Source organism: Catellatospora aurea (assembly GCF_042663325.1).
GTDB classification, from domain to species: Bacteria; Actinomycetota; Actinomycetes; order Mycobacteriales; family Micromonosporaceae; genus Catellatospora; species Catellatospora aurea.
In genome coordinates, this window is the sequence record NZ_JBHTAC010000037.1 from 55,960 (window position 1) to 77,061 (window position 21,102).

Annotated in this window: 17 protein-coding genes; 6 read left to right on the forward strand and 11 right to left on the reverse strand. The window is 71.9% G+C overall.

The features are described from left to right. Positions 1 to 11: 11 nt before the first annotated feature. The gene (locus tag ACFQO7_RS27885; RefSeq protein WP_376809151.1) at positions 12 to 638 is read right to left on the reverse strand and encodes a CG0192-related protein; all 627 of its coding nucleotides are present in this window, start codon (positions 636 to 638) and stop codon (positions 12 to 14) included. A 127-nt stretch (positions 639 to 765) separates the two neighbouring features. Between ACFQO7_RS27885 and ACFQO7_RS27890 the strand changes: the two genes are divergently transcribed. Next, the gene (locus ACFQO7_RS27890) at positions 766 to 2,511 is read left to right on the forward strand and encodes an MOSC domain-containing protein (RefSeq protein ID WP_376809152.1); all 1,746 of its coding nucleotides are present in this window, start codon (positions 766 to 768) and stop codon (positions 2,509 to 2,511) included. A 45-nt stretch (positions 2,512 to 2,556) separates the two neighbouring features. Here the strand turns inward: ACFQO7_RS27890 and ACFQO7_RS27895 are convergent, their stop codons facing one another. The 10 genes from ACFQO7_RS27895 to ACFQO7_RS27940 all read right to left on the reverse strand — a co-directional run bounded on the left by ACFQO7_RS27895 (position 2,557) and on the right by ACFQO7_RS27940 (position 14,883). Then, positions 2,557 to 3,456: a DNA-3-methyladenine glycosylase family protein gene (locus tag ACFQO7_RS27895; protein ID WP_376809153.1), complete on the reverse strand. Its 900-nt coding sequence runs from the start codon at positions 3,454 to 3,456 to the stop codon at positions 2,557 to 2,559. Positions 3,457 to 3,475: 19 nt separating this feature from the next. Continuing rightward, the gene (locus ACFQO7_RS27900) at positions 3,476 to 4,405 is read right to left on the reverse strand and encodes a lytic polysaccharide monooxygenase auxiliary activity family 9 protein (protein ID WP_376809154.1); all 930 of its coding nucleotides are present in this window, start codon (positions 4,403 to 4,405) and stop codon (positions 3,476 to 3,478) included. 109 nt (positions 4,406 to 4,514) lie between these two features. Next, positions 4,515 to 5,465, reverse strand: a complete 951-nt coding sequence (locus tag ACFQO7_RS27905; protein WP_360529665.1) for a hypothetical protein — start codon at positions 5,463 to 5,465, stop codon at positions 4,515 to 4,517. A gap of 23 nt (positions 5,466 to 5,488) precedes the next feature. Continuing rightward, positions 5,489 to 7,966, reverse strand: coding sequence for an AAA family ATPase (locus ACFQO7_RS27910; RefSeq protein ID WP_376809155.1), 2,478 nt, complete (start codon positions 7,964 to 7,966; stop codon positions 5,489 to 5,491). Positions 7,967 to 8,069: 103 nt separating this feature from the next. Then, positions 8,070 to 9,233: an exonuclease SbcCD subunit D gene (locus ACFQO7_RS27915; RefSeq protein ID WP_376809156.1), complete on the reverse strand. Its 1,164-nt coding sequence runs from the start codon at positions 9,231 to 9,233 to the stop codon at positions 8,070 to 8,072. 14 nt (positions 9,234 to 9,247) lie between these two features. After that, positions 9,248 to 10,999 carry an ATP-binding protein gene (locus ACFQO7_RS27920; RefSeq protein ID WP_376809157.1) on the reverse strand — a complete coding sequence of 584 codons (1,752 nt, stop codon included), beginning with the start codon at positions 10,997 to 10,999 and terminating at the stop codon, positions 9,248 to 9,250. 186 nt (positions 11,000 to 11,185) lie between these two features. Then, positions 11,186 to 12,262, reverse strand: coding sequence for a hypothetical protein (locus ACFQO7_RS27925; protein ID WP_376809158.1), 1,077 nt, complete (start codon positions 12,260 to 12,262; stop codon positions 11,186 to 11,188). Further along, a complete protein-coding gene (locus tag ACFQO7_RS27930; RefSeq protein WP_376809159.1) occupies positions 12,259 to 12,753 on the reverse strand; it encodes a SigE family RNA polymerase sigma factor in 495 nt (164 codons plus the stop codon). The genes ACFQO7_RS27925 and ACFQO7_RS27930 overlap by 4 nt, the downstream gene beginning before the upstream one ends. A 186-nt stretch (positions 12,754 to 12,939) precedes the next feature. Further along, positions 12,940 to 13,665, reverse strand: a complete 726-nt coding sequence (locus tag ACFQO7_RS27935; RefSeq protein ID WP_376809160.1) for a dihydrofolate reductase family protein — start codon at positions 13,663 to 13,665, stop codon at positions 12,940 to 12,942. Between the two features lie 147 nt (positions 13,666 to 13,812). Further along, positions 13,813 to 14,883 carry a potassium channel family protein gene (locus tag ACFQO7_RS27940; protein WP_376809161.1) on the reverse strand — a complete coding sequence of 357 codons (1,071 nt, stop codon included), beginning with the start codon at positions 14,881 to 14,883 and terminating at the stop codon, positions 13,813 to 13,815. A 280-nt stretch (positions 14,884 to 15,163) separates the two neighbouring features. Here ACFQO7_RS27940 and ACFQO7_RS27945 point away from each other — a divergent pair, with 280 nt between their 5' ends. From ACFQO7_RS27945 to ACFQO7_RS27965, 5 genes are all read left to right on the forward strand, one after another. Then, positions 15,164 to 16,468, forward strand: coding sequence for an ABC transporter substrate-binding protein (locus ACFQO7_RS27945; protein ID WP_376809162.1), 1,305 nt, complete (start codon positions 15,164 to 15,166; stop codon positions 16,466 to 16,468). A gap of 95 nt (positions 16,469 to 16,563) precedes the next feature. Next, positions 16,564 to 17,589 carry a carbohydrate ABC transporter permease gene (locus ACFQO7_RS27950; RefSeq protein WP_376809163.1) on the forward strand — a complete coding sequence of 342 codons (1,026 nt, stop codon included), beginning with the start codon at positions 16,564 to 16,566 and terminating at the stop codon, positions 17,587 to 17,589. Further along, positions 17,586 to 18,494 carry a carbohydrate ABC transporter permease gene (locus ACFQO7_RS27955; RefSeq protein ID WP_376809164.1) on the forward strand — a complete coding sequence of 303 codons (909 nt, stop codon included), beginning with the start codon at positions 17,586 to 17,588 and terminating at the stop codon, positions 18,492 to 18,494. Before ACFQO7_RS27950 ends, ACFQO7_RS27955 begins: the two co-directional genes overlap by 4 nt. Beyond that, positions 18,491 to 19,909, forward strand: coding sequence for a GH1 family beta-glucosidase (locus ACFQO7_RS27960; protein ID WP_376809165.1), 1,419 nt, complete (start codon positions 18,491 to 18,493; stop codon positions 19,907 to 19,909). The genes ACFQO7_RS27955 and ACFQO7_RS27960 overlap by 4 nt, the downstream gene beginning before the upstream one ends. A gap of 63 nt (positions 19,910 to 19,972) precedes the next feature. Next, a complete protein-coding gene (locus tag ACFQO7_RS27965) occupies positions 19,973 to 20,995 on the forward strand; it encodes a LacI family DNA-binding transcriptional regulator (protein ID WP_120318735.1) in 1,023 nt (340 codons plus the stop codon). Positions 20,996 to 21,102: the final 107 nt, after the last annotated feature.

Here is a 21,102-nt window from a genome sequence, read left to right on the forward strand (position 1 = left end):
GGACCCGGAACTCAGCGCAGTGTCGCCTCGGCCAGGATCGTCGGGGAGCCGCCGTCCCAGACTCCGGTGAGCGTGAGCCCGCCGCCGGCGGCGGAGCCGAGCACGCGGTGCACGGTCAGGTCGACGGTGGCGGTGGTGATGCGGGTGGGGTCGCCGTCGGTGTTCTGCTCGATCGGGCCGACCGTCGGGACGGCCGTGCCCGGGGCGCCGCTGCCGCGCAGCGTCATCGCCGGGGCGCGCTTCTCCTGGCGGCCGTCGACGTCGACGAACTCCTCGGCCTCGCCGCCGCCGGTGAGGACCGCGTTGGTCAGGGCCTGGAGGTACACCGGGTCGCCGGTGGCGTCGTACACCCAGCGCTTGCCGAGCACGGAGTGCTCGGTGGTGCCGACGAGCCACGGCTCGCCGCCGGGCAGCGGCGCGCCCCGGTAGGTGAGCGGGACGTGCAGCACCGGGCCGTCGCCGGCCTGGACCAGGATCGTCTCGACGCCGACCTCGCCGTCGGGGTCGTCGAAGCGGCAGGCGGCCACCCGCTGCACGCCCGGCTCCGCCAGTCCCTGGTACCAGGGACGGGTGGGCAGCCAGGAGTCGATCAGTTCGAGCTTGGTCGGCGTGATGTCCGCGCGGTACAGAAGTGCCATGCCCGGCATCGTAGACGCCCGGCCGGGGCGGTTTCGGGCGCGACCAGGCCGGACCAGGGGACTCCGCGATCCGGCCCGGATCGGCGAAGCGGGCACCGGGCGTACCCCCGGCTTGTAGGTTCGATGGGTGGCCACCCTGCTGACGGTGAGCGTAGGCCTGCCCAAGGACGTCGACTGGCGCGGGCGCACGGTGCACACCGGGGTGTGGAAACAGCCTGTGGACGGCCCGGTGATGCTGCGGCGGCTCAACCTGGACGGCGACGGCCAGGGCGATCTCGGCGGCCACGGCGGCGAGCAGCGCGCGGTGCTGGTGTACCAGCAGGACTCCTACCGTTACTGGGCGAAGGTGCTGGGCCGCGACGACCTCCTGCCCGGCCAGTTCGGCGAGAACTTCACCGTGGACGGGCTGCCCGACGACGAGGTGTGCGTCGGCGACCGCTACCGCGTGGGCGGGGCCGTCGTGGAGGTGACCCAGCCGCGGGTGACCTGCTACCGCGTCGGGATGCGGATGAACGAGCCGCAGATGGCGGCGCTGATGGTCGCCCATCACCGGCCCGGCTTCTACCTGCGGGTGATCACCGAAGGGCTGGTGCAGGCGGGCGACGAGATCGTGAAGCTGTCCACCGGGCCCGAGGCGATGACCGTGGCGGAACTCGACGCCCTGCTGTACCTGCCGGGCCACTCCCGCGCCGACGCCGCGCGGGCGCTGCGCATCCCGGCGCTCAGTCCGGGCTGGCAGGCCTCCATGCGGGGTCTGCTCGACCAGGCCGATGGGCAGGAGGGCAACGCCGGGCTGGAGACGGCCGCCGCCCCGCCCGCGTGGGCCGGGTTCCGGCCGCTGACCGTCACCGCGCTGGACGAGGAGACGCGCGACGTGTTCTCGCTGCACCTGGCCGCCGCCGACGGGTCACCGCTGCCCGCGGCCCTGCCGGGCCAGTTCCTGACGCTGCGGCTGCCCGGGCCCGGCGGGCCGCTGGTGCGCAGCTACTCGTTGTCCGGCACACCCGGCGACGCGACCTACCGGATCAGCGTGAAGCAGGAGCCGCACGGGGCGGCGGGGACGTACCTGCGTGCCAACGCCCGCCCCGGGCTGGTCGTCGAGGTCGCGGCGCCCCGCGGCACGTTCACGCTGGAATCCGGCGACGGGCCGGTGCTGCTGCTGTCGGCGGGCATCGGGGCCACGCCGGTGCTGGCCATGCTGCATGCCCTGGTCGCGTCGCAGCCGGACCGCGCGGTGTGGTGGGTGCACGGGGCACGCGACGGCAGCGAGCACGTCTTCGCGGCGGAGAGCCGGGAACTGCTCGCCGGGCTGCCGCACGCGCACGTGCACATCTGCTACAGCCGACCCGCCCCGCAGGACCGGCCGGACCGCGACTTCACCAGCGCCGGGCGGATCACCGCCGACGTGCTGCGCGGGCTCGGGCTGCCGCCGGACACGTCGGCCTACCTGTGCGGGCCGACGGAGTTCATGCAGGACGTCACCGCCGAACTCGGCGCGCTGGGGCTGGACGCGGGCCGGGTGCACAGCGAGCTGTTCGGCGCGCAGGCGGGCCTGACCCCGGGCATCGCCGCCGCGCAGGCCCGGCCGCCGCACGCACCGGAGGGCGCGCCGGGAACGGGGCCGGCGGTGTCCTTCGTCCGCAGCGGGCTGACCGTGCCGTGGAGCCCGGCCTACGGCAGCCTGCTGGAGTTCGCCGAGGCCTGCGACGTGCCGGTGCGCTGGTCGTGCCGGACGGGGGTGTGCCACACCTGCGTGAGCGGCCTGCTGTCGGGGCAGGTGGCGTACGCGCCCGAGCCCGTCGAGGAGCCCGGCGACGGCAACCTGCTGATCTGCTGCTCGGAGCCGACCACCGAACTGGCCCTCGACCTGTGACGCGGCGGCCCTCGCGCCCTTCTTGAAGTGCCGGAGCCGGGCGGGTCAGAACGACTTGAAGCTGCGGATCGGCATGCGTGGGCCGTACTTCGGCGCGCCGATGCCGGAGGCCTCGATGAGGTGGCAGACCCGGCCGCGCTGGCCGGCGAACGGGGCGAGCAGTTCCAGCATCCGGGCGTCGGTGCCCCGGGGCTCCCCGGCCAGGGCGTAGCAGACGAAGTTCGGCAGGTGGAAGTCGCCGACGCTGACCGCGTCGGGGTCGCCGAACACGACGGCCGCCGTCTCGGCCGCCGTCCACGGGCCGATGCCCCGGATGGTCAGCAGGTGTGCGGTGAGGGCGGCGCTGTCGGGGCGGCGTTCGAGCCGGCCCGCCTGGGCGGCGACCCGCCGCAGCGTGTCGGCCCGGCGCTGTTCCAGGCCCAGCGGGTGGAACTCGTAGTACGGGGTGGCGGCGACGATCTCCGGGTCGGGCGGCAGCCACAGGTTCTCCACCGGGCCGGGGGCCTTCGTGCCGAGCTTGCGCACGATCGCCGAGTACGCGCGGTACGCCTCGGTGCCGGTGACCTTCTGCTCGCACACCGCCCGCAGCAGCCGGGGGAACGCCAGGCGCGTCGCCGGCAGGCGCAGGCCGGCGTGCTCGCGGGCGAGCCGGGCGACGAGCGGGTGCGCCTTGGACAGCTCGGCGAACCCGGTGACGTCGTCGCGCAGCCCGGCGATGGCGTCGGCCCGCTCGGCCAGCCAGCCGGCGCCCTCGCCGTACGCCTCGACGTGCAGGAACCGCCCGGAGGCGCGCAGCGCCAGGCTGCCCGGACCCGCGGGGGTCCGGGCAGCCAGCCAGTAGACGCCGTCGACCCAGCGTGAGCAGGGATCGTGCCGGCCGAGGCTGAGCTGGGCGAGCGTGCCGGCGATGTCGTATCGCTCAGGCAGCTCGTGTCGCTCGGTCACGGCATCGAATCTGCCACGCTCAGGCGGCCAGCCACAGTGCGGGGGTGGTGGCGGGCTCCCAGCCGGTCAGCGAGGTGTGCGCCTGCCGGCAGGTGTACACGACACCCTGGTAGGTCACCTTGGCACCGGTGGCGTAGCCGACGTTGGGCGCCCAGGCCGGGTACGAGCCGGTCGGGCTGGCGCTCGGCGAGGCCGACGGCGACGCGCTGGGCGACCTGCTCGGCGACGGCGACGCGCTGGGCGAGGCGCTGGGTGAGGCGCTCGGCGACGGCGGGGTGCTCGGCGAGACGGACGGCGACGGGACGGTGCCGCCGATCACCACGTCGGCGCACGAGTAGAACGCCTCCGGGCTGTCCGAGCGCTGCCAGATCATGTAGATCAGGTGGCGGCCGGGGTGACCGGACGGGATCGTGCCGGACAGGTTGTAGTAGCCGTCGGTCACCGCCGGGTTGGTGACGGTGAGGAACGGGCTGGCCTCCAGGTCGCCCCAGCGCAGCGGGGTGGTCGGCTGGTAGCCGGGCCGGGTGACGTACAGCTGCCAGGTGCCCAGGTGCGGGGCGGTGGCGCGGATCTTGAAGGTGTACGCCCCGGACGCGGGCAGCGTGGTGGTCGGCCAGTCGCCGCGGCCGAGGTCGAGCCCCGCGTACTTGCTGCGGTTGGCGCTGCACAGCTTGCCGTCGGGGATGATGCTGCGGTGCTGCCCGGCGGCGTTGGCGATGTTCACCTCGTTCCAGTCGTACAGCGGCTGGGTGCCGCCGAGCGCGACGACGGCCTTGCAGGCGTCGGTGTCGGGCGACTCGGGGCCTTCCAGGTAACACGTGTAGACGCGGCTGGCGGGCGTGACCATGGTCCCGTGGCTCGCGGCGGGCGTGATCAGGGTGACCACGGCGAGGGTCGGGGCGAGGACCAGGACCGTCGTGGCGAGGGCAGCGCGGGTTGCGGCGCGCATGCGTTCCACCTCTCTGTGGAAGTATTCCAATAAGGAAACTTTACTAAGAGATGAATTTACGCCTTACGTCCACGGCGATCAATGGCCGTGTCCGTTCCGTTGCCGTGGCTCAGGCGGTGGTGCGCTGGGCGGCCAGGGCGAGCGAGCGGTGCAGGAGCTTGCCGTCGCCGAGCAGGTGGCGCAGCTTCTTCTCCAGGCCCGCGATGGGCACCAGGTTCTGCGGGGCGCGCGGGTCCTTGTACGGCAGTGAGGCGAACCGGGGGATCGTCGCCGTGGACAGCTCGGCCAGCGCGACGGCCTGGTGCTCGGGCACCTCGGCCGAGCACTCCACCCGCACGATGCCCGCCCACGGGGAGCTGCCGCCGTGCGGCAGGCGCAGATACCAGGTGAGCCGCTCGTACACGCCGGTGATCCGGAAGACCGGGGTGCGCTGCGCGGGCTGCAGCGCGGCCACCACGCTGATCAGGCGGTCGGGCAGGTACTGCTTCTGCTGGGTCTTGATGTAGCCCAGGGTGCGCGGCAGCGCGTCGCGGCTGCGCAGCGGCCCGTCCACGATCAGCAGGTCGCCGTCGGAGCGCAGCTGCCGGGACACCTCGATCTCCAGTTCGGTGAGGGCCCCCTGCAGGCGGTTCGACAGGTCCTTCTCGTCCGCGTTCAGCACGGTCTCGGCGCGGTAGCGGGCTGCCTGCCCGGCGTCCACGTCGGAGGGCTGCTCCGCCGCGGTGAACAGGGTGCGTTCCACCTTCACGCCGGTGACGCTGGCCCCGGTCGAGCGCTCGCAGCGCACCACCCCTGCCGCATAAGAGCTGGCCAGGCCGGGGCGGGTCACCCCGTCGTGGTCCTCGATCCACAGCCGGGCGTCGGTGCGGCGTACGCCGTCGACGAGCAGGACCACGTCGGGTGCGCGTACGCCCGGCGGGGTCTCCAGGGGTCGCCAGTCCGCCGCCGGCAGCTCGATCTCGGGGTCGAGCTTGGCGCTGCTGGCCTCGGCGGGCCCGCGCTCCGCGCCGTCGAGACTGGCGCCGAAGCCGGGATCCCAGGCGTCCACATGGAACTTCATGAGATCTGTCTACCAGCTCTCGTCTATCCGACCCGCTCCACGCGGGCCGTACGGGCGTCCTTGCTGATCTCGAACCGGACCGGGATGCGCTCGGCCAGCGCCTGCACGTGCGTCACCACGCCGACCATACGATCCCCGGTGGCCGCCAGGTTCTCCAGTGTCGCGGCCACCGTGTCCAGAGTGGACGCGTCCAATGTGCCGAAGCCCTCGTCGAGCATGATGGACTCCAGACTCGCCGTCGGCGACAGGCCGCCGAGCTGGTCCGCCAGCGCCAGCGCGAGTGCCAGCGAGGCCTGGAACGTCTCGCCGCCCGACAGCGTGCGCACCGTGCGGCGCAGCCCGGCGTCGTGGTGGTCGACCACGAAGAACTCGCGGTCCTCGTGGATCAGGTCGTACTGCCCGCCGGACAGCTCGCGCAGGATCGCCGACGCCCCGTCCACGAGCGCGTCCAGCGCCTCCTGCAGCAGCCAGGCCTCGAAGTTGTTGGCCCGCAGGTGGTTGGCCAGCGCCGTGGCAACCTGCCGGTCGGTCTCGACCACGGCCCGCTGCGCCCGCAGCGCCTCGGCCTGGGCGCGCCGTTCCAGCAGCGTATCCCGGGCGGCGGCCATGCGTTCCACGGTCACCGCGGCGGCCCGCTGGTGCTCCCCGGCGCCCGGCCGGGGCAGCTGGGCCGCGGCGAACAGCTCGTCCAGCCGGTGCACCAGCGCGGCCGCGTGCTCGCGGGCCTGGGCCAGCCGGCCCCGCTCGCCGTCGCGCGCGGTCAACGCGGCGGCGGCCTGCTCCCGGGCCCAGCCGTCGAGGGCGCGCCACGCGGCGGCGAGATCGTCCCGGTCGGCGGCGGGCGGGACCAGCGCGGTCACCGTGTCCCGGGCCGCGTCGAACGAGCGCCAGCCCGCCGACAGCCGGTCCTGGGCCTGCTGGGCGAAGCCGGCGGACTGCCGCTGCGCCTCCCGCGCGGCCCGCAGCGCCGTGGTCGCCATGGCCAGCTCGCGGCGCAGCGCCTCGGCGGCGGTCAGCTGCTCGCGCAGCTTCGGCACCGGGGCGGCCCCGTGCAGCACCCGCGCGACCTCGGCGGCCCGCACCGCCAGCTGCTCGCGCTGCGCGGACGCCTTCGCGTGCCGCACGCTCGCCTCGTTGACCTTGCGATCGAGCTGCTCCCGACCGGCACGGGCGGTGGTCACGGCCTGCTCCGCCTGCTCGACGACCTTCTTCGCGGCGGTCATCGCGGGCTGGTCGGGCATCGCGGGCACGGTCGCCACGTGCTGGGTGCAGACCGGGCAGGCGTGCCCCGCCTTCAGGTCCCGGCGCAGCCAGGCGGCCCGGTCGGAGGTCTGCGCGGCCTGCAGCGCCTGCTGCGCTTCGGCCAGCGCCCGCTCGGCCTGCGTCTGACGGGCCACCGCGGTCTGCTGCGCGCCGAGCGCGGAATCGTGCAGCTGCTGCGCCTGCGACGCGGCGGCGTCGAGTTCGGACAGCTGGGTGGCCAGGCGCGAGTTCTCGGCATGCGCCTCCAGCAGGCCGCGCAGCACCGTCGGGTCGGCGGCGGCCTCCAGCTGGGCGCGCACCTTCTCCTCGGACTCCTCGGCGGTGCCGACCGCGATCGCGGCGTCCTGCGCGGCGGCCGCGGCGTCACGGGCGGTCTGCGCCAGCGTGGTCACCCCCGCGGGCGCGACGACCGAGGTCAGCACCCGCAGCCGCTGCTCCGCGGCGGTCGCCTCGGCGCTGACCTGCTCGACCCGGCGCTGCGCCTCGACCAGCTCCGGCAGCGCGGCGTCGACGTCGGCGGCCAGCACGCGGGCCTGCTCCACGCGAACCTCGGCGGCCTCGATCGCCTCGTCGGAAGCGGCGGCGGTCAGCTCCTTCAGCACCGGCTCGGTCGCGGCCAGCTTGCCGTTGGCCTCGGTGACCAGCACCCCGGCCTTCTCCCGGATCTTGTCGTAGACGTCCAGGCCGAGCAGGCGGACCAGGATCTCCTGCCGCTCCGCGGGCCGGGCGTGCAGGAACGCGGCGAACTCGCCCTGCGGCAGCACCACACACTTGATGAACTGGTCGTACGGCAGCCCGACCACGTCCGCGACCGCGTGGTCCAGCTCGCCCGGGGTGCCCGCCAGCGCCTCGCCCAGCTCGTCGAGCAGGTCCTCGCCGTCCAGGCTGGACGCGTCGAAGCCGGGGGTGAGCGCCTGCAGCCCCGCGGCCCGGGTCGCGGTCCGGCCCTTGCCGTCACGGCGCACCACCCGCGTCGCCGCGTACCGGGTGCCGCCGGCCTCGAAGATGAGCCGCACCGCGGCCTCGGTGGCCGACGGGGCCAGCGCGTGCGCGACGCTGCGGCCGCCGCCCCAGCGCGGGGCCGTGCCGTACAGGGCGAAGCAGATCGCGTCGAGCAGCGTGGACTTGCCCGAGCCGGTCGGGCCGACCAGCGCGAAGAAGTCGCAGTCGGTCAGGTCGACGGTGGTCGGCTCCCGGAACACGGTGAACCCGCGCAGATCCAGCCGCAGCGGCCTCATGCCATGACCTCCCTCGTGAAGACACCGCAGCGCGAACCCGGCGCGCAGGCGGCGGCCCGCCCGTCGGCCCTGCCACGTCCGGTGGCGTCGGCCAGTGGATCGCTCATCCGGCGACCTCCGTGTAGAGGCGGTCGAACAGGTTCTTGGTGGCGGTGTCCTCGTGGCCGCGATGGGTCAGGTAGTCCGAGAACAGCTCCGGGGCGCTGCGGCCCGAGCGCTGCGGCCGGGCGGAGCGGGTCGCCGCGTCGGGCAGCATCGACGGGTCCACCCGGATCTCCAGCGCCCGCGGGTACAGCTCCTGCACCTGCTCGCGCAGCCCGGCCCGGGGCGGCTCGGCGACGTACACCCGCAGCCAGGCGTCGTCCTCGGCCTGCGTCTCGGCCTGCGCGGCCAGCTCCTCCAGCGTGCCGCGCAGGGTGCGCAGCGGCGTGACACTGGGCAGCTCCACGGTGCGGGCCTGCGCCGACGTCTGCGCGGTCACCTCGACCATGGTCACGCTGGGACGGTTCTCCTGCTCGCCGAAGTCCACCGCGATGGGGGAGCCGCTGTACCGGACCGGGCAGGCGCCCGGCAGCAGCTGCGCCCGGTGCAGGTGGCCCAGCGCCACATAATGCGCGTTGCTCGGGAACACCGACGAGGGAACGGCGTAGCCGAGGATGCAGTGCGCGTCGCGCTCGCCGCCGCCCATGGTCCCGCCGACGACGGTCAGGTGCGCCGTGAGCAGGTTGACGGTGTTCGGTTCGCCGAACGCCTGCTCGGCCAGCCGCGACATCAGCCGCGCCAGGTGATCGGCGTACGTCGCCTGCGCCTCGGCCTCGGTCAGGTCGAACATCTCCAGCGCGCGCACCGCGTACCGCTGGGACAGGAACGGCAGCGCGACGCAGCGCCACGCCTCGCCGCTCTTCGTCGTGCCGGACACGATGTGGTCGGCCGGGTTCTCGCTGATCCGGCCGCGCAGGCTGATGCCCGCCGCGTCGGCCCAGGAGCGCAGCGCGTCCAGCGCCGCCCCGTTGTCGTGGTTGCCGGCGATCGCGACGACCTCGGCCCCGGTGGCGCGCAGCGCGCTCAGCGCCCGGGTCACGATCTTCGTGGCCTCCGGTGACGGCGCGGCCACGTCGAACAGGTCGCCGGCGACGATGACGAGGTCGGGCTGCTCGGCTTTCGCGATCTGGACCACCGCGTGCAGCGCCGCGATCTGCTCCCCGGTGCGGGAGCGGCCCTTGAGCACCTTGCCGACGTGCCAGTCGGAGGTGTGCAGAATCCGCATCGTCAGTCCTCGCCTCAGAAGGGGATCTCGTCGTCGGCCATACCGTTGCGCGCGCCCGAGCCGACCACCGCGAACGGGTCGGTGGCGCTGACCATGCTGGCCAGCGTCGCCCGCGGCGCGGGTCCGGCCTCGCCGGGCCGGGTCGCCCAGGCCGGGAACGGGAACTCCACCGCCAGCGGCACCGGGATCTCCGGCTGGCCGACGAACATGGTGCCCGGCTTGGCCAGCAGCACCCGCTGGCGCTGCGCGGGCGGCAGGAAGCCGTACTCCGGGCGGCCGGCCTCGGCCGGGTCCAGGCGGCCGACGACGCGGATCGCCGAGTTCGCCACGATGCGCCGCTCCACCTCCGAGGCGGTCTGCTGCGCGCCGATCAGCACCACGCCCAGCGAGCGGCCGCGCTCGGCGATGTCGAGCAGCACGTCCTTGATCGGGCTGGAGCCGTCGCGGGGCGCGTACTTGTTCAGCTCGTCGAGCACCACGAACAGCAGCGGCTTGGCCGTGCCCGCCTTCTCCTTGCGCTCGAACTCGGTCTTCAGCGTGACGCCGACCACGAAGCGCTGCGCCCGGTCCGGCAGGTTGTGCAGGTCGACCACGGTGACCTGGGAACTCTCGGCGGTGGAGATGCTGTGCGCGCGGCGCTCGGGCAGGTCGCCGCGGATCAGCCGGCCCAGGTCGCGCTTGCTGTTGATCAGCCGCCGGGCGAACGCGTTGACCGTGGCCACGCCGATGGAGCTGCCCGCCCACTGGCCCCGGGTGTCCTCGTCGTTGAGCTGCTCGACCAGGTGGTCGACGAACTGCTCGTAGCTGTTGATCCGGAAGCCGTCGAGGGTGATGCCGCCGTCGCTGGGCACCGCGTGCTTGGCCAGGTGCGCGGTGACCGAGTGCACCACCATCGTGTACTGCTGCCGCTCGTCGTCGGCGTCGGCGAACACGTACGGCAGCAGCCGGTCGGCGCAGAACTGTGCCAGCGTCCAGTAGAACGGGTCCACGCCGGTGAGTCGGCTGGCCACGTCGGGGCTGCCCGTCGGGTCCCCGGCCCGCGCCGGGGCGAACACGCTCACCTGCGGGAACGGCGCGGCCTCCAGGCCGAGCTTGTGATACTGCGCGCGGGTGCGCTCGTCCAGGCGGGTGTTCTGGTGGTCGAGGAACAGCAGGTCCTCGCCCTTGACGTTGAAGATGAGCGCCTTGGTGTTGACCGCGTCGCCGCCGAAGACACCCGAGCGGAACACGGAGTAGAGCAGGAAGGTCGCGAAGCTGGTCTTCGTCGCCACGCCCGAGATGCCCGAGATGGACACGTGTGCGCCCCGGCTGCCGTCGAGGAAGTCGGCGTTGAGGTAGACCGGAGCGCCGTCACGGCCGGTGCCGATGGGCAGGCGGCGGTGCATGCGGTCGAACGACAGCGCGCTGTCGCGGGACTCGCCCTGGGCCCGGAACGCGACCGCGCCGGGCAGCGGCGGCACGTACACCTCGGGCTCGACCCGGGTGACCGTGACCTCGGCCGCCTCCTGCACCTGCGCGGGAAGCATGCCCTCGGCGATGGCGAACACGTCGGAGTCGAAGCTCGCGCCCTCGTGGCGGGCCCGCACGCTGGTCACCACCCCGGCGATGGTGACCATGCCGATGTCGGGCAGCGGCCGCTGGGTCACCACCACGTCGTCCAGCTGCAGGTATGACCCCTCGGCGACCGCGACCCAGAAGGTCAGCGGACTCGCGTCCTCGGTGCCCAGCACCCGCCCGACCGGCGTTCCCGGCTGCTCCTCGCTCACCCGACGAACCCTAGCGGTCACCAACGACAAAGCCACCGTTCCGAGCCCCTCGCAGTGACCGGTGCCGCTCCCCGTGTCGCCACCACGACACGCCACACCTCCTGGTGACCGCTGTCCGGTGCCGAGGGACAGGGGTTGACCCCTCCTTGCGACACCGGACGGTGATCACGAGCCGTCGTCCGGTCGTCACCGGGTCTTTCGTTTCACGCCGGGCGTGATCTGCACGAACCAGGCCCCGGTGATGTTGCGTGGCATGATCGTGACGGTGACGACGGATCCCTGGGTAGGCCGGATGAAGCCGGGCACGTCGTCGTAATACGGCTCATAACTGCTGGTCTCCCAGCTGCGGTTGATGGTCGAGACGTTGTAGTCCCACCAGGTCGGCGAGTCCACCTCCACGCCGTTGAGGGAGATCGCCAACGTTCCGGGAGTCTGCGCCTCCATGAGCAGGTCATAGTGATCCCGCCAGATGACGGTCACGCTCATCGGCCGCAGGGGGTCGGCCGGATCGCTGTGCACCAGAAGCCTGTCTTCGAAAGCGGCTTCCACCTCACCGTTGTAGAACGCCTGGCGAGGGTCGAGCGTGCGCAGAACGGTCGGCCGAGGCGGCAGCGGATAGTCGGCGAACGGCACGTCGTCACCGACGGCCAGGCTCATCGTCGCGTCCGCCGGGACCGGACCGTTGTCATGCTCCTTGCCGTCAGCCGGCCAGCGGACCGAGTTCGTCGCCGTCATCGTCAGGGAACTCGGCGAGCCCACGCGCAGCCCGTAGTCGGCCGACATCTTCTCGGCGCGCGGCCAGCTGAAGCTGCTGCCGCCATCTCGGCAACTGCCGCCGGAGGTCGGCCGGCCGTTGAGGGCGATCGTCATCTCCAAGGCGGTGTTCTCGTCGCTGACCGTGCATCGGTAGAAGACCCGGAAGTCGAGGGTGGTGGGGGTCCAGGTCACGGTGAGCGAGGTGGTTCCGGGCTCGGAGGTCCCGGCGGCGACGACGCGCGTGCCGCTGGCGTACTCGGGAAAGCCCTCGATCAGACGGGGTGCCGGACTCGGAGTGACGGCGGGGTCGGGCGCGCCGCGCAGCGCGGGCAGCGTGCCGTACCCGGTGACGATCAGTGCGACGACGGCGGCGAAGACGCCCGCGGCCGTGATCCGGCGCCGCCGGCGTACGGCGATCCGGCCCCGCACCTCGTGCATCCGCAGGTGCTGAGCCAGGTCGGTGGGCGGGGTCGAGCGCTCGTCCAGCAGCTCCTTCAGGTCGATCATGCGAAGGCCCCCTCGATCGTGAGCGACTCGTCCATACGCAGCCGGGCCAGCGCCTTGGCGGCCTGGCTCTTCACGGTGCCGACGGACACCCCCATCACCTCGGCGATCTGCGCCTCGCTGAGGTCCTCGAAGTAGCGCAGCACCAGCACGGCCCGCTGGCGGCGGGGCAGCCTGCCCAGCGCCCGCCACACCTCGTCGCGGGCGTCGACGTGCAGGTGCGGTTCGCTGCCCACCGGTTCGGGCAGTTCCGCGGTGGGCTGCTCACCCCGCCAGCGGCGTCGCCACCAGGTGGCGTACGTGTTGACGAGGATGCGGCGCACGTACGGCTCGGGGTCGGCGTCGATGCGCCGCCACGCGCCCCATGCCTTGACCAGGCTGGTCTGCAGCAGGTCCTCGGCCTGCCCCCAGTCGTGGGTCAGCAGGTAGGCGGTGCGGAGCAGCCGTGGCGAGCGGGTGGCCACGAACTCCGCGAAGGTGTCGCTGTGCGTCACCGGTCCTCCAGGGTGTCGGTCGCCGGTACTACCACTCGGCCGACCGGAGGGGTTGCCTGCGCCCCGGAGCTGCTCGCAGGTCCCGCGAACCTACCCGACCGGGCTTCTCCGCGCAGGTCAGGGCGGGTGGGGTGTAAATAAGGTGCCCTTCCTCTACCTATGGCGATGGGAAGGTGCCCTTCCTTCTTAAGGTGCGGGGCTGCGCCTGCTCGTGTGGCGGGTGAGGAGGAAGCCCTCGTCGGTGGTGAGGACGTGGGCGGGGGCCATAGGGCGCGGCGGGTGGGGCGGGCCGGCGGTGATGCGGCCGGAGCCGGGCCCTGCCAGCAGCGGGGACAGCGTCAGGCATAGCTCGTCGACCAGGTCCTCTGCGGTGAGGGAGCCGAGCAGGTGAGGGCCGCCCTCGCAGAGGAGCTGGGACAGGCCCTGGGCGTGGAGCAGGTGGAGGCCGGTGGCGAGGTCGGGGATGTCGGCGACGTCGGCGACCGGGGTGAGGGCCCGCCGGGCGGCGGGGTCGGCGGCCGGGCCGGTGAGGATCAGGGGGCGCACGGGGGCGTCGGCCAGGGCGGGGGCGGCCGGGTCCAGGCGCAGGGTGGCCGAGACCACGACCAGCCGGGGGTACGCGGGCAGCCCGTGCTCGCCGCGCCAGGCCCGGCGGGCGGGGTCCAGGCTGAGCGGGCGGTAGCGCTCGTCGCGCAGCGTGCCCGCGCCGACGAGCAGCCCGTCGCAGAGCATGCGCAGCAGCCGGAAGGCCCGCTTGTCGTCCGCGCCGGACAGCCCGGCGGACAGCCCGTCGACGGCTACCGCGCCGTCCAGGCTGGACACGAAGTTGACCCGCAGGCAGGGGGCGTCGGCACGGGGGTAGAGCCGGGCCAGTTCGTCGTCGTCGAGCGCGGCCAGGTGTGCGGCGATCACTCGCCGGCCGCCCCGGTGGCCGGGGGAGTCGGCTGCGGCGGCCGGTGCTGGCAGTCGCACCAGGTCCGGCCCCGGCACTCGCGGTGCCGGCGCTCCCGGCACGCCTGGCAGATCATGTGACCACTGTATCGGCCGGACGGGCTCCGGTCAGGGCGTGCCGATGACCGAGGTGACCTCGCCGCGGCGGTTGCGGGGCTTGCAGGCGACGACGACCAGGCAGTCGCCGGACTCCAGCGCGGTGACCTCCTGCCAGGCCAGCGCCTTGCCGCCGCGCAGCACCGCGACGACCGGCTCGGGGCAGTCGCGCGTGGTCCGGCCGATCTCCTCCGGCCGGACGGGGCGTTCGACGAGTTCGAGGCCGTCGCCGTGCACCAGCAGGTCCGAGAAGACCTCGCTGACCAGCGGCGACTTCGCGGCGACGCCGAGCAGCCGGCCGGCCGCCGCGGACGAGGTGATCACCGCGTCGGCCCCGGAGCGCAGCAGCAGCGGCTCGTTCTCGGCCTCCCGGATGGCGACCGCGACCAGGCACTTCGGGTTGAGCTGGCGGACGGTGAGGGTGGCCAGCACCGCGGTGTCGTCGCGGTTGGTGGCCACGATGACGCGGGCCGCGGTGTGCACCGAGGCCTGGCGCAGCACGATCGCCCGGGTGGCGTCGCCGAGCACGGCGGCGTACCCGTCGCGGTTGGCCTCGTCGACGTACTCCTGCCGGTTGTCGACGACCACGACCTGGTCCGCGGCGGTTCCGGAGGCCTGCAGCTGCCGGATGGCGTTGGCGCCCTTGGTGCCGTATCCGATGACGACGGTGTGCCCTCGCAAGGTCTTCCTCCAGCGGTCGCGCCGCACTTGGTCGCGGTAGTTCTTGGTGAGCACCTGGAACGCGGTGCCGACCAGGATGGCCAGGAAGGCGATCCGCAGCGGCGTGATGACCAGGACGTTGACCAGGCGCGCGGTCGGGCTGACCGGCACGATGTCGCCGTAGCCGGTGGTCGACAGCGTCACGGTGGCGTAGTAGAGCGCGTCCAGCCAGCTCATGTCCCCGTCGGAGCTGTCCTTGTAGCCGGTGCTGTCGGCCATCACCACGCACACGACGGCGGCCAGGATGCCGAGGCCGTACAGGACGCGCCGGGTGATCTGGCGGACCGGGTCGATCTCGCGCTCGGGCAACTTGATCTGCCCGCGCTCGATCGCGGAGGCGCTCGTCGTCTTCAGCCCGGCCATGCTCGGAGAGTATCCGACGATCAGTCGGCCGAACCTGACCATACGAACGAATTAGTAACGGTCGAACGGCCAACAACCCTGCCGTAGTTCCTGGCCAGGCTCTCTCGATCATGCAGTGACGTAGGTAACAGAATGGGAACGCTCCCATCAGCGCCCTTGACACCCACGTAACCTCACGGCAATCTCATGGGAGCGCTCCCGACCATGTGGTCCACGCCACAGGGAGTTCGATCCCTACGTTTCACCCCCACCGCACATCGACGACCTGAGAGGGGTCAGGATGAGCACGAACATGCGGCGCCGTTCCTTCGCGGCGATCGCACTCGCTGCCGCCGTAACGCTCGGCGCAGCGGCCTGCTCGTCGGAGGAGCCGGGCAACGGCACCACCGAGCAGATCACCCTGAATGTGGATGTCTTCGGCAACTTCGGTTACGAAGAGCTTTACAAGCAGTACATGGCGGAGCACCCCAACATCAAGATCGTTGAGCGGGGCACCGGCTCGCAGCTGGACGCGCACAACCAGCAGCTGACCCAGCGGCTCGCCGCGGGCGCCGGCGCGGGTGACATCGTCGCTCTCGAAGAGGGCGTTATCATCTCCTACCTGGACAAGGCCAACCTGTTCACCGACCTGGGTGAGTTCGGCGCCAAGGACCTCGCGGGCAACTTCATCCCGTGGAAGTTCCAGCAGGGCACCACCGCCGACGGCAAGATCCTCGGCCTCGGCACCGACGTCGGCTCGATGGCCATGTGCTACCGCACCGACCTGTTCAAGAAGGCCGGCCTGCCGACCGACCGCGCGGCCGTCTCGGCCCTGTGGCCGACCTGGGACGACTACATCAAGACCGGTCAGACCTTCAAGAGCAAGGTCAAGGACGCGGGCTTCATCGACGCGGTGACCAACACGTACAACACGATCCTGATGCAGAAGGCCGGTCAGGGCGCGGGCTACACCTACTTCGACAAGTCGGGTGCGATGACGATCGACACCAACCCGGCTGTCAAGGACTCCTACGACCTCGCGGTCAAGATCCTGGACGCGGGCCTGTCGGCCAAGCTGCAGGCCTGGACCCAGGAGTGGAACAACGGCTTCAAGCAGGCCCAGTTCGCCACCATCGCCTGCCCGGCGTGGATGACCGGTTACATCACCGAGCAGAACGGCGCCGACGGCAAGGGCAAGTGGGACATCGCTGCCGCGCCCGGCGGCGGCGGCAACTGGGGCGGCTCGTTCCTGGCCGTGCCGAAGCAGTCCAAGCACGCCAAGGAGGCTGCTGAGCTGGTCAAGTTCCTGACCAACCCGGCCGGCCAGACCGCCGCCTTCAAGTCGAAGGGCAACCTGCCCTCGTCGCCGCAGGCGCTGGGTGACGCGGCCGTCAAGGCCGCCGTCAACGAGTACTTCAGCAACGCCCCGACCGGCGACATCTTCGCCAAGGGCGCGCTGGACCTCAAGCCGGTCTACCTGGGCGCGAAGAACGCCCCGGTGCGCACCGCGGTCGAGAACGCGCTCCGCACGGTGGAGCAGGGCACGAAGTCGTCCGCCGACGCCTGGACCGCCGCCGTCACCGACGGCAAGAAGGCCGCCCAGTAAGTAACGCCCGATGAAGCCGGGGTGCGCGGTCGAACCCGACCGCGCACCCCGGCCATGGCAGTCACACGGTCGGCCGGCAACGCACAGGAGTGGTCATGGCAGTGCAATCCTCCACGCGACCTGAGGTCGCGCCGGGGCAGCGCAGGGGCGGCTCGCAGCTGCCCATGGAACCGCAGCGGAGCAAGGGAGTGCTCGGGCGGCTCGACATCAAATACTCCCCGTACCTGTACATCGCGCCGTTCTTCGTGGTCTTCGGCATCTTCGGCCTCTGGCCGCTGATCTACACGCTGCGGATGTCGCTGTACGACTGGGATCTCGGCTCCACCATCGAGACCGCGAAGTTCGTCGGCTTCGACAACTTCGCCATGTTCCTCGGTGACGAGGACTTCTGGAACTCGGTCGTCAACACGCTCGCGATGTTCCTGATGTCCACCATCCCGCAGCTGATCCTCGCGCTGATCCTGGCGAACGCGCTCAACAAGCGCCTGCGCGGCCGCACGCTGCTGCGCATGGGCGTGCTGATCCCGAACATCACCTCGGTCGCCGCGGTCGCCATCGTCTTCACCCAGCTCTACAACCGCGACTTCGGTCTGATCAACTGGTTCCTCGGCTTCTTCGGCGTCGAACCGATCGACTGGACGGCGCACAGCTGGTCGTCGTGGGTGGCCATCTCCTCGATGGTGGACTGGCGCTGGACCGGCTACAACGCCCTGATCTTCCTGGCCGCGATGCAGTCGATCCCGCGCGACATCTACGAGTCGGCGTCGATCGACGGCGCGTCGGCCTGGCGGCAGTTCTGGACGATGACGGTGCCCATGCTGCGGCCCACCATCATCTTCGTGACCATCATCTCGACCATCGGCGGCCTGCAGCTCTACGGCGAGCCGCTGCTGTTCACCGGCGGCGGCAACCCGCTGCTGGGCGGCTCCGACCGCCAGTCGCAGACGGTGACCATGTTCCTGATGGAGCAGTTCTACATGAAGTTCGAGCTGGGCCGGGCCGCCACGGTCGCCTGGCTGCTCTTCATCATGATCCTGATATTCAGCGTCATCAACTTCCTGTTCACCCGGAGCCTGCGCTCCGCGGACGGGAAGGCCAAGCAGAGGAAGGTCGCACGATGACCGCCACCGCAGTGCGGCCCCGTGCGGCCGCCCCGGCCCCGACCCGCCGTCGCCGCAAGGGTGGCGGAGCCGCCGAGCGGTTGTGGCAGGCGAGCCCGCTCACCTATGTCACCCTGCTGGCCGCGGTAGCGCTGTCGATCTTCCCGCTGTACTACATGTTCGTCATCGCGACGCGCACCAACGACGCGATCGGGCAGACCCCGCCGCCGGTGACGCCCGGTGGCGAGATCGGCGGCAACATCGACCGGCTGCTCGGCAACGAGAGCGCCGCGTTCATGACCGGTCTGGTGAACTCCGCGATCGTCGCGACGGTCATCACCGTGTTCGTGGTGTTCTTCTCGTCGCTGGCCGGCTTCGCCTTCGCCAAGCTGCGGTTCAAGGGCCGCAACGGTCTCATGCTCGGCATCCTCATCACCATGATGGTGCCGACGCAGCTGGGCATCGTGCCGCTCTACCAGATGATGTACGAGTGGGACCTGCACAACAAGCTGCCCTCGATCATCCTGCCGTTCCTGGTCAGCGGTTTCGGCGTGTTCATGATGCGCCAATACGCCAGCCAGGCCGTGCCGGACGAGCTGATCGAGGCCGCCCGCATGGACGGCTGCAGCACGTTCCGCACCTACTGGAACGTGGTGCTGCCGGGGCTGCGTCCCGCCATCGCGGTGCTGGGCCTGTTCACCTTCATGGAGCAGTGGAACTCGTTCCTCTGGCCGCAGATCGCGCTGGGCGACCCCACGAACCCGACCGTTCAGCTGTCCCTGCAGCGCCTTTCGCAGGGTTACTACAACGACTACTCCCAGGTGTTCGCGGGTACGCTGCTCAGTGTCGTGCCGTTGCTCGTGATCTTCATTATCTTCGGTCGTCAGATCATCGGCGGCATCATGGAAGGTGCAGTAAAAGCGTGACCACTCAGCAAGACCCTCAGCTCGCCACGCCGACCGTGTCGTTCCCCCAGGACTTCCTCTGGGGCGCGGCCACTGCCTCCTACCAGATCGAGGGCGGCGCGTTCGAGGACGGGCGCACTCCGTCCATCTGGGACACCTTCAGCCGCACCCCCGGCAAGGTGCTCAACGCGGACTCCGGCGACGTCGCCTGCGACCACTACCACCGCAGGGCAGACGACGTCGCCCTCATGGCCGAGCTAGGGCTCCAGTCCTACCGCTTCTCCGTCGCGTGGCCCCGGGTGCAGCCCGGCGGCCGCGGGCCGGCCAACCAGAAGGGCCTCGACTTCTACCGCGGCCTGGTGGACGACCTGCTCAGCAAGGGCATCGAGCCCTGGCTGACGCTCTACCACTGGGACCTGCCGCAGGAGCTCGAGGACGCCGGCGGCTGGCCGGAGCGGGACACCGCCTACCGGTTCGCCGAGTACGCGGGCCTCGTCCACGACGCGCTCGGTGACCGGGTCAAGTACTGGACCACGCACAACGAGCCCTGGTGCAGCGCGTTCCTCGGCTACGGCTCGGGCGTGCACGCGCCCGGCGTGACCGACGGCGCGAAGGCGCTGGCCGCCGCGCACCACCTGAACCTCGGCCACGGTCTCGCCGTCCAGGCGATCCGGGCCGCGGTGCCGGACCGGCAGATGGGCATCACGCTCAACCTGCACTCGCTCAAGGCCGCCACGGACGCCCCCGAGGACCTCGACGCGGTGCGCCGCATCGACGGCGTCGGCAACCGGATCTTCCTGGACCCGGTGTTCCGCGGCGAGTACCCGGCCGATCTGCTCGCCGACACGGCCGAGCTGACCGACTGGTCCTTCGTGCAGGACGGCGACCTGGCGATCATCAACCAGCCGCTGGACATGCTGGGCGTCAACTACTACACCCGGCAGGTCGTGGCCGGGCCGTCCGACGACGGCGCGCCGCAGTCGCACTGGCGGGCGCCGTCGGCGTGGCCGGGCAGCGGCCAGGTCCGTTTCCTGACCCGGGAGCTCCCGGTGACCGAGATGGGCTGGGAGGTCGACCCCGCCGGGCTCGTCGACCTGCTGCAGCGCACGCACGAGAACTACGGCCCGATCCCGATGTACATCACCGAGAACGGCGCGGCGTACGACGACAAGGTCGCCCCCGACGGCTCGGTGCCGGACCCGGAGCGCGTCGCCTACCTGGACGCCCACCTGAAGGCGTGCCATGAGGCGATGGCGTCCGGGGTGCCTTTGCGGGGATACTTCGCGTGGTCGCTGCTGGACAACTTCGAGTGGGCCTGGGGCTACTCGCGGCGGTTCGGCATCGTCCATGTCGACTATGACACCCAGGTACGCACGCCCAAGACCAGTGCACACTGGTACGCGGACGTGATCCGGCGCGGCGGGCTCGCCGCCTGACGGCACAGCAACCCGGGGCCGGCCACCGGCCGGCCCCGGACCTGCCCAGAACGAGGAGCATCGATGACGACGCAGCGCACCAGGTCTGCGGGGCGGCCCACACTGGATGAGGTGGCCGCGCTCGCCGGCGTGGGCCGGGGCACCGTGTCGCGTGTCGTCAACGGCTCGCCCCAGGTCAGCCCGGAGGCCCGGTCGGCCGTCCAGGAGGCGATCAAGGAGCTGGGCTACGTGCCCAACCGCGCCGCCCGCGCGCTGGTCACCCAGCGCACCGATTCCGTCGCGCTGGTCGTGTCCGAGTCGCAGGAACGCGTCTTCACCGAGCCGTTCTTCGCCGGCATCGTGCGCGGCATCAGCTCCGCCCTGGCCGACACGTCCCTGCAACTGTGGCTGGCCATGGCGCAGACCCAGGGCGAGCGCCAGCGCATCGAGAACCACCTGACCAGCCAGCACGTCGACGGGGTGCTGCTGGTCATGCTGCACGAGTCCGACCCGCTGCCGCAGCTGCTGCGCCAGCGCGGCCTGCCGACCGTGCTCGGCGGGCGCCCCGTCAACGTCGACCCGCAGATCTCGTACGTCGACATGGACAACGTCAACGGGGCCCGCGCCGCCGTCGAATACCTGCTGGCCTCCGGCCGCAAGCGCGTCGCCACCATCGCCGGCCCCCAGGACCTGGGCGTCGGCGTCGACCGGCTCGTCGGCTACCGCGCCGCCGTGCAGAACGCCGCCGTCGAGCCGCTCATCGAGTTCGGCGACTTCAGCGAGTACAGCGGCGTCGACGCGATGCGCCGCCTGCTGGCCCGCCGCCCCGACCTCGACGCCGTCTTCGTCGCCTCCGACCTGATGGCCGCCGGCGCGGTGCGTGCCCTGCGCGACAACGGCCGCCGCATCCCCGAGGACGTCGCCGTCATCGGCTTCGAGGACTCGCCCGTCGCCCGGCAGACCGACCCGCCGCTGACCACGGTCTACCAGCCCGTCGAGGACATGGGCCGGCACATGGTGCGCCTGCTGCTCAGCCGCATCCGCGGCGAGGACCAGCCCACCCACGTCCTCCTCGACACCCACCTCGTCCACCGCAACTCTGCGTAGCTGGCGCCCGCCTCCGGCGGGCGCGGCGTTCTGTGCTTGCTGGCAGCCGCTTGGCGGCTGCGGCGTTCGGCCTCTCAGCCGGCGTCACACGCCAGTCGTCGGCTTCG

Coding starts and splice junctions, on each gene's coding strand:
- ACFQO7_RS27885 (WP_376809151.1), bottom strand. CDS start 638: ATGGCACTTCTGTACCGCGCGGACATCACGCCGACCAAGCTCGAACTG.
- ACFQO7_RS27900 (WP_376809154.1), bottom strand. CDS start 4,405: ATGCGCGCCGCAACCCGCGCTGCCCTCGCCACGACGGTCCTGGTCCTC.
- ACFQO7_RS27905 (WP_360529665.1), bottom strand. CDS start 5,465: ATGAAGTTCCATGTGGACGCCTGGGATCCCGGCTTCGGCGCCAGTCTC.
- ACFQO7_RS27910 (WP_376809155.1), bottom strand. CDS start 7,966: ATGAGGCCGCTGCGGCTGGATCTGCGCGGGTTCACCGTGTTCCGGGAG.
- ACFQO7_RS27915 (WP_376809156.1), bottom strand. CDS start 9,233: ATGCGGATTCTGCACACCTCCGACTGGCACGTCGGCAAGGTGCTCAAG.
- ACFQO7_RS27925 (WP_376809158.1), bottom strand. CDS start 12,262: ATGATCGACCTGAAGGAGCTGCTGGACGAGCGCTCGACCCCGCCCACC.
- ACFQO7_RS27940 (WP_376809161.1), bottom strand. CDS start 14,883: ATGGCCGGGCTGAAGACGACGAGCGCCTCCGCGATCGAGCGCGGGCAG.
- ACFQO7_RS27945 (WP_376809162.1), top strand. CDS start 15,164: ATGAGCACGAACATGCGGCGCCGTTCCTTCGCGGCGATCGCACTCGCT.
- ACFQO7_RS27950 (WP_376809163.1), top strand. CDS start 16,564: ATGGCAGTGCAATCCTCCACGCGACCTGAGGTCGCGCCGGGGCAGCGC.
- ACFQO7_RS27955 (WP_376809164.1), top strand. CDS start 17,586: ATGACCGCCACCGCAGTGCGGCCCCGTGCGGCCGCCCCGGCCCCGACC.
- ACFQO7_RS27965 (WP_120318735.1), top strand. CDS start 19,973: ATGACGACGCAGCGCACCAGGTCTGCGGGGCGGCCCACACTGGATGAG.